The organism is Vibrio sp. 11986-1-5, from assembly GCF_963878025.1.
In the GTDB taxonomy this organism is placed as follows: Bacteria; Pseudomonadota; Gammaproteobacteria; order Enterobacterales; family Vibrionaceae; genus Vibrio; species Vibrio injensis.
Genome location: NZ_CAWNVW010000002.1, coordinates 15,427 through 32,839, shown reverse-complemented (window position 1 = coordinate 32,839; position 17,413 = coordinate 15,427). Strand labels below are relative to the sequence as shown.

General features: G+C 44.3%; 13 protein-coding genes. 10 read left to right on the top strand and 3 right to left on the bottom strand.

The annotated features are described in order from the left end of the window. The first annotated feature begins 317 nt into the window (after nt 1-317). The gene (gene tkt / locus AACS00_RS00710) at nt 318-2,315 is read left to right on the top strand and encodes a transketolase (protein ID WP_110168172.1); all 1,998 of its coding nucleotides are present in this window, start codon (nt 318-320) and stop codon (nt 2,313-2,315) included. Nucleotides 2,316-2,361: 46 nt separating this feature from the next. On the opposite strand, the gene AACS00_RS00705 is transcribed toward tkt, so the two are convergent. After that, nucleotides 2,362-3,264, bottom strand: a complete 903-nt coding sequence (locus tag AACS00_RS00705; protein ID WP_110168171.1) for a LysR family transcriptional regulator — start codon at nt 3,262-3,264, stop codon at nt 2,362-2,364. Nucleotides 3,265-3,406: 142 nt separating this feature from the next. Here AACS00_RS00705 and AACS00_RS00700 point away from each other — a divergent pair, with 142 nt between their 5' ends. The 5 genes from AACS00_RS00700 (at nt 3,407) to mscS (ending at nt 10,136) form a co-directional block, all read left to right on the top strand. Next, complete coding sequence (locus tag AACS00_RS00700) at nt 3,407-5,362, top strand: TonB-dependent receptor domain-containing protein (RefSeq protein WP_110168170.1); 1,956 nt, start codon at nt 3,407-3,409, stop codon at nt 5,360-5,362. A 125-nt stretch (nt 5,363-5,487) separates the two neighbouring features. Continuing rightward, on the top strand, nt 5,488-6,513 hold the full coding sequence (epd, locus tag AACS00_RS00695; protein WP_072669068.1) for an erythrose-4-phosphate dehydrogenase: 1,026 nt from the start codon (nt 5,488-5,490) through the stop codon (nt 6,511-6,513). 149 nt (nt 6,514-6,662) lie between these two features. Further along, on the top strand, nt 6,663-7,826 hold the full coding sequence (locus AACS00_RS00690) for a phosphoglycerate kinase (protein WP_072668998.1): 1,164 nt from the start codon (nt 6,663-6,665) through the stop codon (nt 7,824-7,826). Between the two features lie 152 nt (nt 7,827-7,978). Beyond that, nucleotides 7,979-9,055, top strand: a complete 1,077-nt coding sequence (gene fbaA / locus AACS00_RS00685; protein WP_072668997.1) for a class II fructose-bisphosphate aldolase — start codon at nt 7,979-7,981, stop codon at nt 9,053-9,055. 217 nt (nt 9,056-9,272) lie between these two features. Next, nucleotides 9,273-10,136: a small-conductance mechanosensitive channel MscS gene (gene mscS, locus AACS00_RS00680; protein ID WP_110168169.1), complete on the top strand. Its 864-nt coding sequence runs from the start codon at nt 9,273-9,275 to the stop codon at nt 10,134-10,136. A 77-nt stretch (nt 10,137-10,213) separates the two neighbouring features. Here the strand turns inward: mscS and AACS00_RS00675 are convergent, their stop codons facing one another. Further along, nucleotides 10,214-10,843 (bottom strand): LysE/ArgO family amino acid transporter, encoded by a 630-nt coding sequence (locus AACS00_RS00675; protein WP_110168168.1) that lies wholly within the window; start codon nt 10,841-10,843, stop codon nt 10,214-10,216. Nucleotides 10,844-10,963: 120 nt separating this feature from the next. On the opposite strand from AACS00_RS00675, the gene AACS00_RS00670 reads away from it, so the two are divergent. The 3 genes from AACS00_RS00670 to AACS00_RS00660 all read left to right on the top strand — a co-directional run bounded on the left by AACS00_RS00670 (nt 10,964) and on the right by AACS00_RS00660 (nt 14,670). Beyond that, nucleotides 10,964-11,860 carry a LysR family transcriptional regulator ArgP gene (locus AACS00_RS00670; protein ID WP_110168167.1) on the top strand — a complete coding sequence of 299 codons (897 nt, stop codon included), beginning with the start codon at nt 10,964-10,966 and terminating at the stop codon, nt 11,858-11,860. 142 nt (nt 11,861-12,002) lie between these two features. Next, entirely contained in the window at nt 12,003-12,701 is a 699-nt protein-coding gene (locus AACS00_RS00665; RefSeq protein ID WP_072668994.1) for an oxidative stress defense protein, read from the top strand. A gap of 127 nt (nt 12,702-12,828) precedes the next feature. Then, on the top strand, nt 12,829-14,670 hold the full coding sequence (locus tag AACS00_RS00660) for a sensor domain-containing diguanylate cyclase (protein ID WP_110168166.1): 1,842 nt from the start codon (nt 12,829-12,831) through the stop codon (nt 14,668-14,670). A gap of 106 nt (nt 14,671-14,776) precedes the next feature. Here the strand turns inward: AACS00_RS00660 and pykF are convergent, their stop codons facing one another. After that, nucleotides 14,777-16,189, bottom strand: coding sequence for a pyruvate kinase PykF (gene pykF / locus AACS00_RS00655; protein ID WP_072668992.1), 1,413 nt, complete (start codon nt 16,187-16,189; stop codon nt 14,777-14,779). Between the two features lie 429 nt (nt 16,190-16,618). Here pykF and AACS00_RS00650 point away from each other — a divergent pair, with 429 nt between their 5' ends. Next, nucleotides 16,619-17,380 (top strand): DeoR/GlpR family DNA-binding transcription regulator, encoded by a 762-nt coding sequence (locus AACS00_RS00650; RefSeq protein WP_110168165.1) that lies wholly within the window; start codon nt 16,619-16,621, stop codon nt 17,378-17,380. Nucleotides 17,381-17,413 lie beyond the last annotated feature (33 nt).

Here is a 17,413-nt window from a genome sequence, read left to right as displayed (position 1 = left end):
AATTACAAGCTCTTTTTTAGTTTATCTCATGGCCAAACGTTTGCTTGATTTTGTGATGTTTTTATAATTACGATGAAAATTTATGTAACCGATTACAAAAATCAGCCCAAGAGGCAGTAAAAGGTTTGCAGAGGCCAAGGGGCTTTGCGACAATATTGAACACTTTTTCTATACCCTTCCCACTTTAAGTTGTCGCGGTCAGTGACTTGGTTTTCCTTCTATCCAGAGCAGGGTTGCTATTGATAGGGACGAAAACACTTATCGCTCATCTGTCAATTGGGGATCGCTTTTTATTTCATCGCTTTTTAGGAGCTGATATGTCTTCGCGTAAACAACTGGCTAACGCAATCCGTGCGTTAAGCATGGATGGTGTTCAACAAGCTAACTCTGGACATCCGGGAGCCCCAATGGGCATGGCGGATATCGCTGAAGTGCTGTGGCGCTCACATCTCAATCACAACCCACAAAATCCACAATGGGCTGATCGTGACCGTTTTGTTTTGTCGAACGGTCATGGCTCAATGTTGATTTATTCACTGTTACATCTAAGTGGTTATGAGTTATCGATTGATGATCTGAAAAACTTTCGTCAGTTGCATTCAAAAACCCCAGGTCATCCAGAATACGGTTACGCGCCAGGTATTGAAACAACGACGGGTCCATTAGGCCAAGGCATTACTAACGCGGTAGGGATGGCAATTGCCGAGAAAGCGCTTGCGGCGCAGTTCAATAAACCCGGCCACGACATCGTTGATCACTTTACTTATGTGTTTATGGGCGACGGCTGTTTGATGGAAGGTATCTCGCACGAAGCCTGTTCACTGGCGGGTACATTGGGTCTTGGCAAGCTGATTGCGTTCTGGGATGACAACGGCATCTCGATTGACGGCCACGTTGAAGGCTGGTTCTCAGACGACACACCAAAACGTTTTGAAGCTTACGGTTGGCATGTGATCCCAGCGGTTGATGGTCACGATGCAGACGCGATCAACGCGGCGATTGAAGCGGCCAAAGCAGAAACCTCTCGCCCGACGTTGATTTGTACTAAAACCATCATTGGTTTTGGCTCACCCAATAAAGCGGGTTCTCATGATTGCCACGGCGCACCATTAGGCCACGATGAGATTAAAGCAGCTCGTGAATTCCTTGGTTGGGAGCACGGTCCATTTGAAATTCCGGCTGATATTTACGCTCAGTGGGATGCAAAAGAAGCGGGCCAAGCTAAAGAAGCGGCTTGGGATGAGAAATTCGCCGCTTATGCCGCTGAGTACCCAGCTGAAGCAGCTGAATACAAACGCCGCGTAGCAGGCGAATTGCCAGCGAATTGGGAAGCAGCCACCAGCGAAATTATCGCCAATCTGCAAGCGAACCCGGCCAACATTGCGTCACGTAAAGCGTCGCAAAATGCTCTTGAAGCGTTCGGTAAATTATTACCAGAATTTATGGGCGGCTCTGCAGACCTAGCTCCATCAAACCTGACCATGTGGTCTGGCTCAAAATCACTCACTGCTGAAGATTTCTCTGGCAACTATATCCATTACGGCGTACGCGAATTTGGTATGACCGCCATTATGAACGGTATCGCATTGCACGGTGGCTTTGTCCCTTACGGCGCGACCTTCTTAATGTTTATGGAATACGCGCGTAACGCAATGCGTATGGCGGCGCTGATGAAGATCCAAAACATTCAGGTTTACACTCATGACTCGATTGGTTTGGGTGAAGATGGTCCGACTCACCAACCGGTTGAGCAAATCGCTTCACTGCGTTTAACTCCGAATATGAGCACATGGCGTCCCTGTGACCAAGTCGAATCCGCAGTAGCCTGGAAACTGGCGATTGAACGTAAAGATGGGCCATCGGCGCTGATCTTCTCGCGTCAAAACCTCGCGCAGCAGCCTCGCACGGCAGAGCAAGTGGCTGATATCGCTAAAGGTGGTTATATCCTTAAAGATTGCGCAGGCAAACCTGAGCTTATTCTGATTGCAACGGGTTCTGAAGTGGAGCTAGCGGTGAAGGCAGCGGCTGAACTTGAAGCACAAGGTAAGCAAGTTCGTGTGGTTTCAATGCCATCAACCGATGCCTTTGATAAGCAAGATGCGGCTTACCGTGAAGCGGTATTACCTGCCGACGTCACTAAGCGTATTGCAATTGAAGCAGGCATTGCGGATTTCTGGTACAAATACGTTGGTTTTGGCGGCAAGATCATCGGTATGACGACCTTTGGTGAATCTGCACCAGCGGATCAGTTATTCAAGATGTTTGGTTTTACGACTGAAAATGTGGTGAAAACCGCCAACGAATTGCTGGCCTAATCGTTGAAGCCCAGCTTATATTGGCTGGGCTTTTTTCTATCTTCGACTAGGCGGTTTTCCAATCATGAGGGCAAGCTTGACGCAAGGCATCGATAAATAAGCGTAACCGTAAAGGGTGACGCCCCGCTGGATAGTAACAAGCTACCTCACTAGGTGGAGATAGCCACTCAGGTAAGCAAGCAGCAAGGCTCCCCGGATGAGCGCGTTCAAAACCTTCTGCAAACCATGTTGGTAATAAACCAATACCTCTTCCTTTCGCTATCGCATCGGCTTGCATCGCTAAGCTATCACTTTGTAAACGACTTTTTAGTGCTGGTAATACCCAATCTCCTTGAGTCGGATGAGTTAAGGTTAGCCCTTCTTGGCGACAGGCAATAAAATCTATCCAAGTATGATTTATCAGCTGCTCAGGATGATTAGGCTTGGGATAAGTGGCTAAATAACTTGGAGAGGCATACGGTGAATAATGCCAATTGCCGAGAAGCTCTCGTCGCCACCCTGAATGAGAGATGGTCCCGATCCAAATCATCAAATCAGGTTCTAATAAGCTATTTTCGGCTACGTAATGGCTGTGTACTCGGATGGTCACTTCGGGATGAGCTAGCATAAATCCATCGAGTACGTGACTTATCCAACCTCGAACCAAGTTAGGATGAACGACTAACGTCAAATGACCACTAATTTGATTGTTCAGCTCTTGAAGAGCTTCAATACCTTTTGATGCCAATTCAACTAATTGCTCGCTATAAACGGCAAACACTTGTCCAGCTTTAGTCAAGGTGAGCCGGTTACCTTGGCGAGTGATCAGCGCTTGCCCTAAATCACTTTCCAACATGGCAAGTCGTCGGCTTAGTGTCGATTTCGGTTGCTCAAGCGCTTTAGCGGCAGCGGTCAAGCTTTTATGCTGACAGAGTGCATGGAAGGCTTTGATGGCACTTAAATCATGCATGATAACAGTGACCTCGTTATTCAATACTCTTGTTGTTCCATATATGGGACTGACTATTCCATCTGTCTGTCTATCTCAATGATTCAAATTGTGAATAATTCCACTTCGAAATTAATAATCATTATCATTTATGGAGTGGTGAATGTCTAGATTAAATCCAACCCGCGTCGCTTTTGCCGTAGCGTTTGGTCTATTTGCATCGGTACCAGTGAGTGCTCAGCAAGAGCGTCAAGTTGATGAAACACTGGTCGTGACCGCGTCAGGTTTTGAGCAGGTGGTGAGAAATGCGCCGGCCAGTATCACAGTGATCAGTGCTGAAGATATGGCCAAGGGCTCATTTAGAGATTTAACCGATGCGTTGCGCTCGGTCCCGGGCATTTATATTTCTGGTGGCGGTGCAAGTCAAGACATTAGTATTCGTGGTTTAGATGCTAAATATACGCTGATTTTAGTCGATGGAAAAAGACAAGGTAGTCGTCAGACACGCCCCAACAGCGATGGACCAGGCATCGAGCAAGGCTGGATCCCACCACTCAATATGATAGAAAGAATAGAGGTCGTACGTGGCCCAATGTCTTCGTTGTATGGTTCTGATGCAATGGGAGGGGTGATTAATATTATCACTAAAAAAGTGTCTGATACTTGGAATGGTTCACTCCGTCTAGAAAGCCAACTGCGCGATCGTGGTTATGCTGGTGATAGCCAGCAAGCCAGTGCAACTATCGCGGGTCCTCTGATTGATGGTTTACTCGGTGTTCAGCTTTCTGGTTCTGTTTCTCGACGTGCTGAAGATGACAAAATCGGTTATTACCCTGAACAAGAGATGAACAGTGCCAATGTCCGTTTTGATCTCACCCCGACCGATACACAAGATATTCGCATCGATATTAATCAAAGTCGTCAAAAGCGGGACAGTTCTAAAAAAAGTGCCGAACGTCCATCACAAGGGGATTATGAACGTTCATATTATGCCCTTTCCCACGAAGGACGTTGGGAGTTTGCAACCAGCCAATTGAGCTACAGTCACGAAAAAACGGACAATGAAAGCCGTCAAATGACGATCACCAACCAAGTGGTTGACGCTAGTTTACAACGTGCATTTGACGATCATTTTGTGACTGTTGGTGGACAATACTTTAACGAATCGTTGGATGATGCAGGTAATAAATACAATCCTAACGTTAATTTATTAGAACGTTGGCGCGGTGCCTTTTTCATTGAAGATGAGTGGCAAATGACACAAGACTTTGCCTTAACGCTTGGGGCACGTTTTAATCGCGATCAGCATTATGGCAACGAAATTACTCCCCGTGCTTATGCTGTTTGGCAATTGAATGATCACTGGACGGTCAAAGGTGGCGTGACTAATGGCTTCAGTGCTCCAGGGTTACGTGAAGTCTCTAGCGATTGGGGACAAGTGACGGGTGGTGGGCGTCGTAATGGGGTGATTTTAGGCAACCCCGATCTCAAACCTGAAAAAACGTTGAACCAAGAAATTGCGGTCTTTTATCAGCTACCAACAGGGTTTCAGGCATCACTCAGTATATTTAATACCGATTTTAAAGATAAAGTGTTGATAACCACTCTATGTGATGATGCCAGTAACGGTGGAGGATGTGTGTCACCTTCAGGTAGTCAGCATGATTTTATTCAGCAACGAGAAAATGTCGATAAAGCACGGATTCAAGGGATAGAAACCAGTTTTAAAGTTCCAGTCATGGAACAACTCGCTCTATCAGCCAATTATACGTTTACGGACTCAGAGCAGCGCAGTGGGGCGAATCGTGGTGATCCATTAAGTCGAACTCCACGCCATCAAGCATCCATCAACTTAGATTGGGATGCCAGTGAGCAACTCACGTTTTGGACACATGCGAAATACAAAGGCAGCGAATACGCAATTGTCAGAGGCGGAGCTGTTGGGGATAAATACGATGCTTACCAAACCTTAGATATTGGTGGCAATTACCAAGTCAACAAAGAGACACGTTTACTGTTTGGTATCTATAACCTAACCGATACCGATATTTCACAAGATAAACATGGCAAAGTACTGGATGGACGCAGCTATTGGATAGGGGCGGATATCAGTTTCTAAAAGCGTTATACTGGGCTCACTTTATTTAGTGAGCCTTTTTTATCGACGATGGATGAGTTGGGGTGTTGCTCTTAAAGGCTATCAGTTACTATCCTCCTCTCGAAAACAATTAAGACGATGGAATGATGCTTAAAGTCGCGATCAATGGGTTTGGGCGTATCGGGCGCAATGTTTTGCGCGCGATATATGAGAGTGGAAAAAATCAGCAAATCAAAGTCGTGGCGGTGAATGAGCTGGCATTACCCGATGCGATGGCTCACCTTCTACAATACGATACGAGTCATGGCCGATTTGGTAAAAAAATTACTAATGATCAAGAGCATATCTATGTTCATCATGAGGCCAGTGTCTATGATTCGATTCGGATTCTTCATCTTAGCGAAATCAAACTGCTGCCTTGGCGTGATCTTGGGGTTGATATTGTTCTCGATTGTACCGGAGTCTATGGCTCAAAAGCCGATGGCCTAGCCCATATTACTGCGGGTGCTAAGAAAGTGCTCTTTTCCCATCCCGGGAGTCATGATCTCGATAACACCATCATTTATGGTGTTAACCATCAAACGCTGACTGCTGAGCACCGCGTGGTGTCAAATGGCTCTTGTACCACCAACTGCATTGTGCCGATAATAAAAGTTTTGGATGAGGCTTTTGGTATTGATTCCGGTACCATCACCACCATTCATTCGGCGATGAATGATCAGCCCGTTATTGATGCCTATCATACCGATTTACGTCGCACACGTTCTGCTAGCCAATCGATCATTCCCGTTGATACGAAATTACACAAAGGCATTGAAAGAATTTTTCCGAAATTTTCTAACAAATTTGAGGCAATTTCAGTGCGTGTACCGACAGTTAATGTCACAGCGATGGATTTAAGTGTCACATTAAATACAAATGTGAAAGTTAATGACGTAAATCAAACCATCATACACGCATCTCGGTGTACATTAGATGGCATTGTTGACTATACTGAAGCTCCATTGGTATCCATCGATTTTAACCATGATCCTCACAGTGCCATTGTTGATGGTTCACAAACAAGGGTCAGCAACGGGCAGCTGGTGAAAATGCTCGTTTGGTGCGATAACGAATGGGGCTTTGCGAACCGCATGCTGGATACGGCGCTCGCAATGCAAGCATCCGAGTAGGAGCAGGATGATGGAGAACCATCGGGTATTGAGCTTGAAATACATCGTGACGGTCTCCATATCAATAACCAGTTTGAAGAATTATTAGGCTCGGCAGGGTTGCCGGGTTTCCAAAAAACTTTATTTATCAATATTTGAGAGGACAAACCATGTCTGTAATCAAGATGACTGACCTGGATTTAGCAGGTAAACGCGTATTTATTCGTGCTGACCTAAACGTACCAGTGAAAGATGGCAAAGTGACTTCGGATGCACGTATTCTTGCGTCTTTACCAACGATTCAGCACTGCTTAGCCGCTGGCGCTAAAGTAATGGTGACTTCTCACCTTGGTCGTCCTACTGAAGGCGAATACTCAGAAGAGTTCTCTCTACTTCCTGTCGTTAACTACTTAAAAGACGCACTTGAGTGCGACGTTAAGCTTGCTAAAGATTATCTTGATGGTTTGGAATTGAACGCTGGCGAGTTGGTGGTTCTTGAAAACGTTCGCTTTAACAAGGGCGAAAAGAAAAACGAAGAAGAATTATCGAAAAAATACGCGGCTCTATGTGACGTGTTTGTTATGGATGCATTTGGTACGGCGCACCGTGCTCAAGCTTCTACGCATGGCGTTGGTATGTTCGCACCGATCGCTTGTGCTGGCCCACTATTGGCGGCAGAACTTGAAGCATTGGGTAAAGCGATGGATAACCCAGAGCGTCCATTAGTAGCTATCGTTGGTGGCTCGAAAGTATCGACTAAGCTGACTGTACTAGAATCCCTTTCTAAAATCGCCGACCAATTAGTGGTGGGTGGTGGTATTGCCAATACCTTTATCGCGGCAGCAGGCCACAATGTGGGTAAATCACTATACGAAGCGGACCTGATTGGAACTGCACAGAAGTTGATGAAAGAGTGCTCTATTCCAGTAGCGACTGATGTCGCTTGTGCGAAAGCGTTTGATGAAAACGCCGCAGCAGAAATTAAACATGTGTCTGAAGTACAAGATGACGACATGATTTTCGACTTAGGTCCAGATTCAACCGCAGCATTGGCTGAAATCATTGCTAACGCGAAAACCATTTTGTGGAATGGCCCAGTCGGCGTATTTGAGTTCAAAAACTTCGAAGCAGGTACCAAAGGTATCTCTGAAGCGATCGCCAAATCGGCTGGCTTCTCAGTAGCGGGTGGCGGTGACACGCTAGCGGCGATTGATAAGTTTGGTATCAAAGCTGACGTGTCTTATATTTCAACCGGTGGCGGTGCTTTCCTTGAGTTTGTGGAAGGTAAAGTATTACCAGCAGTAGAAATGCTAGAAGCACGCGCGAAAGCATAACGACGATGAGAGCGGGGGGTAACTCCCGCTTTCTTGTTTGCTGCACGAGGGTATTTATTCTGCTAGAATAGCGCCAGTTGTGAGCAAACGTTTGCAAGAATGTAAACTTAACTGTTTTATTTTTAAACGACAGAAAAAATAGGATCAAATCCATGTCTAAGATCTTCGATTTCGTAAAACCTGGTGTGATTTCTGGTGATGACGTACAGAAAGTATTTGCTGTAGCGAAAGAGCATAACTTTGCTCTACCTGCTGTTAACGTTGTCAATACTGACTCTATCAACGCAGTACTAGAAGCCGCGGCCAAAGTGAAAGCACCGGTAGTGGTGCAGTTCTCTAACGGTGGCGCTGCTTTCTTTGTTGGTAAAGGCGTTAAACTTGAAGGCCAAGGTGCCCAAATCCTTGGTGCCGTGGCTGGTGCAAAATACGTTCACGCTGTTGCTGAAACTTACGGTGTGCCAGTGATTCTACACACTGACCACGCTGCGAAGAAATTACTGCCTTGGATCGATGGTCTACTTGATGCTGGCGAAGAGTTCTTTGCTCAAACAGGTAAGCCTCTGTTCTCTTCTCACATGCTAGATCTTTCTGAAGAGTCTCTAGAAGAAAACGTTGAAACGTGTGCGAAATACCTAGAGCGTATGGCGAAAATGGGTATGACCATCGAAATCGAACTTGGTTGTACTGGCGGTGAAGAAGACGGCGTTGATAACTCTCATATGGATTCATCTGAGCTGTACACTTCTCCAGAAGACGTGGCTTACGCTTATGAAAAACTCAGCGCAGTCAGCCATCGTTTCACCATCGCTGCTTCTTTCGGTAACGTTCACGGTGTTTACCAAGCGGGCAACGTGGTATTAACTCCAACCATTCTACGTGATTCTCAAGCGTACGTTTCTGAGAAATTTGGCCTTCCAGCGAACTCTCTCAACTTCGTATTCCACGGTGGTTCTGGTTCGTCTGAAGCAGAAATCAAAGAATCGATCAGCTACGGTGTTATCAAAATGAACATCGATACTGATACTCAGTGGGCAACATGGGATGGTATCCGTAAATACGAAGCGGAAAACCACGATTACCTACAAGGCCAAATCGGTAACCCAACTGGTGAAGCTGCACCAAACAAAAAATACTACGATCCACGTGTATGGCTACGTGCAGGCCAAACTTCAATGGTGGCTCGTCTTGAGAAAGCTTTTGCAGACCTTAACGCCGTTAACGTACTGTAATTAGTGTTTAGTTAGTCATTAGCCGCCCTTGTTGGGGCGGCTTTTTTTATAGCTAGTGATTAGGAAATAGATCTGCTAGTTTAAAGAATAATCTTATGTTTGCTGAGATTTAAATAAGTATACTTTGTGTGGAGATATTACATAGAGCAGTTGTCACTCCTTTGTATACATCAAACCAAAAGAATATCGATATCATTGATTGTAGAGGATATACAAGATGGCGAATGAGTCAGTGGGACTTGAAGTTCCTGGTGTTGAAAGCTTACATCAGGTCAATAATTGGCTAACCAATAACTCAGATTTATTGATTCAATACGGTGTGAATATTATTTCCGCCATTTTGATTTTGTTTATTGGTAACCTGATTGTTAAAACGATTGCAGGTAGTGTAGCAAACGTGTTGATGAAAAAAGAGATGGATAAGGCGGTTGTCGATTTTATCCAAGGCATCGTACGTTACACACTATTCATTATTGTATTGGTTGCCGCATTAAGTCGTATTGGCGTTCAAACCGCGTCCGTTGTGGCCATTATCGGTGCGGCGGGTTTAGCGGTGGGTTTAGCGCTGCAAGGTTCGCTATCCAACTTTGCTGCTGGAGTGTTAATCGTTGCTTTCCGTCCGTTTAAATCCGGTGACTATATTGAAGTGGCTGGAACCGCTGGATCGGTTGATTCTATCCATATTTTTCAGACAATTTTAAAAACACCCGATAACAAAATGGTGGTATTACCTAACTCAGCGGTAGTGAATGGCGCAATTGTCAATTATTCACGCCATGCTACACGTCGTGTTGATTTACTGATTGGCGTATCTTATAAATCGGATCTGAATAAAACCAAGCAGGTACTGCGTGATGTGGTTGAGCGCGATCCTCGGGTATTAAAAGATCCTGCTGTTCGAGTTGAAGTACATCAACTTGGTGAATCATCGATTAATTTTATCGTTCGCCCTTGGGTGGAGAGTGCAGATTACTGGCCCGTTTATTGGGAACTAACCCACAAGATTAAAGAAGCGCTCGATGAAAATGGTATTGAAATTCCATTCCCACAAATGGATGTTCATTTGAATAAAATCAGCTAACGGACGTTATTGGTTGAGCTGAGTAAATTGATGAACAGTAGAAAATAAAAACGGAGGTGTTGGCCTCCGTTTTTATTTTAGTTCCAATATTGCTGAAGGTTATTCGCCAATAGAAAAGCAATGGTAAACATCATTGCCGCGATCACCAGATCGATGCCTTTTTTGACGGCGGGTTTGGATAAGGTTGGCCCTAATTTGGCTGCGCCTATCGATAATGAATAAAACCACACAAAGGAAGCGATCATCGTTCCTAAGGCAAATGAAATCCTGTCATGGCCTTCAAATTGACCGCCAATCGATCCTAAAATCACTACCGTATCTAAGTATAGATGTGGGTTAAGTACCGTGACCGCTAATGCTCCAAGAATTACGGTTCGTTTACCTCGCGCCGTGATCTCAGAAGATGATTCTTGTTGTCGCGACGGTTTAAAAGCACTTTTTAATGCTAACAAGCCATAACCAGTTAAAAAGGCGATTCCACCTAAAGTAACTGCAATCAATAAGCTTTCATTTTGTGACAGTAATGCGCCGCCACCAAATATTCCCAAGGAGATAAAGATAACATCTAACACACTACAGATGGTTGCCGTAGTTAGGTGGTGATGACGTTTAATGCCTTGATTTAAAACGTAAGCGTTTTGTGCTCCGATGGGAATAATCATCGTTGCCCCGAGTCCGAAGCCTTGTAGCAAAATCCAGAAGTTCACAGTTGTCTCATTAATAGAATGCCAAATAATGGTCGCAAGATACCCAGAGTTATTTGATTAGTATAATTAATGATTTTAATATAAAATAAGTTTGGCTTATTTTCTGTAGGACAGACAAGAATGCGTGGCTTAGATTACAAATGGATAGAAGCACTGGATGCGGTTTTACAATATGGCAGTTTTGAGCGTGCGGCTGAAAAGTTATTCATTTCTCAGTCCGCTGTTTCTCAGCGTATCAAACAACTAGAGAAATTTATTGCGCAGCCAGCACTGGTGCGTAGTGCTCCCCCTAAGCCGACCCTAATAGGCAAAAAATTGCTTGGGTTGTATCGGCGGGTTCTTCTGCTTGAGCAAGAAACCATGCCAGAGTTATTAAATGATACCTCAGCACGTCCGGTCACCTTATCAATTGCTACTAATGCTGACAGTTTAGCCAGTTGGGTTATTCCTGCTTTACGGCCGATCATGAGTAAAGAAAACGTCGCTTTTCAATTCTCTATTCTTGATGAATCTCGTTCGATAGAAAAAATGAAGAATGGCGAAGTCGTGGGAGCGATCAGTTTAGATGATCAACCGTTACCGGGTTGTCGAGCAGAATACTTGGGCAAAATGGATTACTTATGTGTCGCTAGCCCCAGCTTTATGACGCGCTATTTTTCGAATGGTGTGAATGCACAAACTCTGCTCCATGCTCCATCGGTGTCATTTGATATGCAAGATAGCCAGCATAAACAATTTTTAAAGCAACATTTCGCTGTGCAAAGTGAGATGCGAATTAATCATAAAGTCGGCAGTTCAGAGGCTTTCGTTGCCCTTGCAAAAGCAGGATTGGCTTATTGCTTAATTCCACGTTTACAAATTGAGGATGAGTTGGCAAAAGGCGAGCTGGTTGAGGTGACGCCTGGGCAAACCGTAACCAATGTGATCTATTGGCATCATTGGCTATTAGAAACGGGAATTTTAGCTCAGTTATCAACAGGCATTGTTGATTATGCTCGGGCACATTTGCCACAGTAAGTATGCTTGTATAAATACGTTAAAACTGTGTCAGTTTATCAGCAATACCAAGTGAATCGTTCTATATTGGCTTATGATGGTCCAGTGACTTAAGTTAATTTAGGTATCACAGTGTTTTCCCAACATATAAAGGATGAGTAATATGAAATGGCTACGTCAATGGCTTATGGTTTTATGCAGTCTTACGGCGGTGAGTGTGCAAGCTCAGCAAATGAACTTTCCTCATATCGTGACTTCCGGCTATGGTGAAGTGATTGCTCAACCAGATAGAGCACAGTTTTCCGTTAAGGTAGTTGAAACCACGATGAATGCTGAGCAAGCGAAAGCAACGGTAGATAAAGTGGTCGCGGACTTTGTCGATAGTCTTAAGCAATCTGGCGTAAAAAGTGAAGATATCTCCAGTTCAAATTTGTATCTCACTCCCCAGTATCATTATCCAAAGTCTGGACAGCCTGAGTTAGTTGGCTATCGAGCGCAGAGAAGTGTCACCGTTGATGTGGAAAAACTCAGTGCTTTGAATCAGTACTTAGACTTAGCGTTGGCTTTGGGTATTAATCAGGTCGATAACGTTCAGCTAAAAGTCAGTGAACAAGCCAAATACCAACAGCAAGCGAGAATGGCAGCGATTGAAGATGCCAAACAAAAAGCCAATTCATTAGCGGCTGGTTTTCAAAGCAAGTTGGGGCCTGTATGGCGTATTGAATACAGTTCAATCACCCCTCAGCCGGTGATGATGCGTTCAGTTAGTATGGCCGATAGCGCAGAAGTGAGTCAGAGCTATCAAGATTCAACCATTGTTATCCGTGATCGAGTCGATGTGATTTATAAATTGACCCATTAAATTTTGCCTCAAGCGCACCCGATTGCAGTGGTGCGCTTGATTGACATTCGCTAGTTTTTTGTTCAGCAATAAGAAAATGCTGTTATAATGCGCATTCTAAAACGACTGAGTGTATAAAATTAGGGTTATGAGATTTTCTAGAACGATTGCTTTTCTTCTCATTGCCTGTGCTCTGACCACCTCAATCATCGTTTTCTATTATGCTCAGCGTTATCAAAATATTAAGCAAAATCATATTAATCACGCCGCTCAGCAAGCGCTTCATCAACTCTCTTATGGTGTGAGAGAGTACGCCAATATTCAAGATCAGCTTTTCTCTATCATTCATCTACTCAGTCATAGTCAGACGACTTGTGACTATGCCTTCTCGCCTGAGCCGAACAATCAGCGTCTACTCGAAGAGGCTTTTGCGTCCGTTGCTCATTATCAAAAATGGTATAACTCAATCGTCTTTTTTGATAATGAAGGCCAAGCCAATGTCGGGGTGATGTACTCGGCTACAGAGTCGAGCAAAGTGATCAGTCATGCACTGGACAATCAACTCAGTAGTGAACGACTTGCACTTGCTGAGCTGCTCAGTGACGAGCAAGTGGGGATTTGGGGATGGAATACTCCCGATCCGATGCCATCGATGCAGCTCATCACACCCGTTAAAGTGTTTGGGTTGCGTTACGGCTATATCATGATGGATATTAATCTTTGGCGTTTAGCCGAGCGAGTCAGTTATAGCTTACAACGCGATTTACAACCCGAAATCGTCACCGACCAAGGGGTTGTCTTGAGTCATAAGTTATCACAACACGCGTTAATGAAGCCTTTTATACTGGACGATAATCTCGCACAACGTTTTCCGCTGACGTGGCAACGTATGCAGACCGCAAATACGGGATATCAGCTTGAACAGGGACATTTAATTGCCTTTGCATCTATTTCATTAACCGATGATCAAGCGATGTATTTGATGGTCCATTTAACTCCGGAAGAATTAGCACAGCGCGCCGAACGTGATTTAAATGACCTAATCAAAGAAGGGTTATTTGTATTGCTCATGGTGATGCTTTTTACTTTACCGACCTTATCGATGGTGTTGCATTACCATCGACGCGATATAGAAAGTAAGCTTGCACGCGCAGCACTAAATGGTATGACCGCGGTGATGATCGCCGATAAACATCATCAAATCATGATGGTTAATAATGAATTCGAACGTATGACGGGGTTACCAAAAGCGTGGGCGATCGGCCGTAACGGACTGAAAACCTTGCTTTATCATAACGGCATGCCATTTATATTAAGTGTCTTAGAGCGAATTACCAGCGATCATTATTGGCAAGGGGAAGTCGAGTTCGCTACTGCGCAAGGTGATATGTTGACTACGTTGATACGTATTCAAGGAATTATCGAGGCTGGGCGAGTAAGTTATTATATTACTTCAATTGTTGATATCTCTGAGCGCAAACTATTAGAGAATAAGCTGCGTGAATTAAGTGAGAAAGATAGCCTGACGCAGCTATGGAATCGACGTAAGTTTGAATTAGAGCTTACTCATCAGGTGGAGCGTATTCAAGCTGAGGGCAATGCTTATCCTGTCTGTTTGGTGTTATTAGATATTGATTTCTTTAAGCGTGTTAATGATGAACAAGGTCACGATCAAGGTGATCGAGTGATCATCGATGTGGCGCGTTTACTGACTCAACATCTTCGCAGTTATGACTTTATCGCACGAATTGGTGGTGAAGAGTTCGCGGTTATTATGCCCTCGACCCGCATTGAGCAAGCGCAGCAGATTATTGAGCGATTAAGAGGGGCGGTGGAAGCCGAACCGCATTTATCCGTGACCGTCAGTGCTGGCATTACTGACTTAACCCTTGATGCGACACGTTCCTATAAGTGCGCCGATATCGCTCTGTATGAGTCGAAAAAATCGGGGCGCAATCAGGTGTCGACTGTTTTAAGTCAGGAGAGCTAATCATCGGTTAAGATAATCTTGGTGTCGGTATTAGCGAGATAAAAAAACGGGGCATTTCAGCCCCGTTTTGCGTTTAGTTGATCACTTTCTCGGTATCGAGCAACGATTATAGAACGTGAACAGAAGCGGTATTGGTTGTACCTGATGCAACTAATGCACCTGAAACCATCACCGCGATGTCGCCTTTCTTACCTAAGCCAGATTCTAGAGCAATCTCTTTTCCTAGACGGTAAAAATCATCAGTGCTTTCAATCGCATCAACCACGACAGGAGTGACGCCTTTGCTCAGTACGAGTTGAGCGGCCGTTTTCTTGTTGGTTGTTACCGCAATAATGTTAGCGGTTGGGAAATATTTACGTACTGAACGTGCAGATTTACCTGCTTCAGTTGCCACAACAATTAATGGTGCTGCTAGTTTCTCAGCAGTATCCACCGCGCCCTTACAAACGGCTTCAGTAATACGTAGACGTGGGCTATCTAAACGAGAGCCAAGCTCAGCTTTTAATGCTGCATCAGTACGGTTAGCGATTTGCGCCATGATAGTGACGGCTTCAACTGGGTATTTCCCTTTAGCAGTTTCACCAGAAAGCATGACTGCGTCAGTACCGTCCATGATTGCGTTGGCAACGTCACCCGCTTCTGCGCGCGTTGGACGTGGGTTTTTGATCATTGAATCTAGCATTTGCGTTGCTGTAATCACCACTTTACGTGCGCGGTTACATTTCTCAATCATCATCTTTTGCGCAAAGATAACTTCTTCAGCAGGGATCTCAACACCTAGGTCACCACGAGCAACCATGATACCGTCAGAAAGCTCAAGAATTTCGTCGAAGTTATCCACGCCTTCTTGGTTTTCAATTTTAGAGATAATTTGGATATCTGCGCCGCCGTTGGCAGTCAGCAGTTCGCGAATTTCACGTACGTCATCTGCCTTACGAATGAAAGAAGCCGCAACGAAATCAACACCTTGCTCACAACCAAATTTTAGGTCAGCTTTATCTTTTTCAGAAAGCGCTGGTAGGTTAACTGAAACGTTAGGTAGGTTAACGCCTTTATTTTCGCCCAGTGCGCCGTTGTTAAGGACTTTACATTTCACTTCAGTCTCAGTGGTGGCAATCACTTTCATTTCGATCAGGCCGTCATCGACTAAAATAGTGTTACCAGCGGCAAGATCTTTAGCAAAACCTGCGTAAGTTACAGCAACGATGTCTTTGTTACCGACAACTGAAGTATCGGTAGTAAACGTGAACTCTTGACCAGCAACGAGATCAACATCATCACCATTTTCTAGTTTGATAGTGCGAATTTCAGGACCTTTAGTATCCAATAGAATCGCTAGTTGCTTACCGGTGTTTTCCATTACCTTGCGGAAGTTGGCGATACGAGTGCCGTGCTCAACGAAGTCACCGTGAGAGAAGTTAAGACGCATGACGTTCATGCCCGCATTGACTAGCTCAGTCAGTTTTTCTACAGATTCAGTTTTAGGGCCAATCGTACAAACGATTTTGGTCTTTTTCATGGAAAGTGCTCTCCGGTAAATAAATTTAAGATGAATTTAAAGGGTAATGCTTAACCTTAAAGTGTTCTCGGTAATGGCAAGCGTCTCCGTTTGCCTCTTAGGTTTCACGAGTCTGTTTCACTCTAAAGCTGAAAGTCTTTCAACAGATTTAGTCATTTTATGACTGCTTATCTGAGGTGAAATTTCACAAACAAAGCCACAACGTCTACAAATAGCCATTGTGGTTAAAAATTTACGTCAAGTTCTGTAATTTTTTTTCTTTTCGGATGCGAATTCTATCACCTAATGCTGCCAATATCACGATTTAAGACTTGTCTTAGAACAAGGTTTTAGCGCTAATTATTAATTTTTTGTATCGAAATAAATAGACTAAAATGTTTCGAAGTGATTATAATTGGTTTCGAATCGAAACTTAAAAAGTCAAACCTCATGTCGAAACGAAATACCCAGCTACGAAGACACGCGATCGCCAGTTTAGTCAATCAACAAGGCGAGGTAAGTGTCGAAGCACTTTCTCAGCAGTTTTCCACCTCAGAGGTCACGATTAGAAAGGATCTTGCCTCATTAGAAACCAATGGTCTATTACTTAGACGTTATGGTGGCGCGATCGCTTTGCCAAAAGAAGTGATGGCAGATGAATTGAATGAAAAAGTTTCGGTTCGAAAGATGGAGCTAGCCAAACAAGCCGCTAAGCTGATCAGAGATCATAATCGAATTGTGATTGATAGTGGCAGTACCACGGCAGCACTGATCCAGCAATTGAACGATAAACGTGGCTTAGTGGTTATGACCAACTCATTGCATGTCGCCAATACCCTCAATGAGCTAGAAAGTGAGCCGACACTACTGATGACCGGTGGCACTTGGGATACTCATTCTGAATCTTTCCAAGGTCAGGTTGCTGAATCTGTGTTGCGTTCTTACGACTTTGATCAGTTATTTATTGGTGCTGATGGTGTTGATCTTGATCGTGGCACGACTACGTTCAATGAGTTAACCGGATTAAGCAAAGTGATGGCGGAAGTATCACGCGAAGTGATCGTGATGATTGAATCAGAAAAGATTGGCCGAAAAATCCCCAACTTAGAGCTGGCTTGGGATTGTATTGATGTCTTAGTGACGGACAGCGATCTCAGCGACGCCTATCTCAAACAAATTGAATCGCATCGTGTGCGAGTGATTCGAGCGTAAACATGATTATCTACTCATCAGTATATGGCTGTT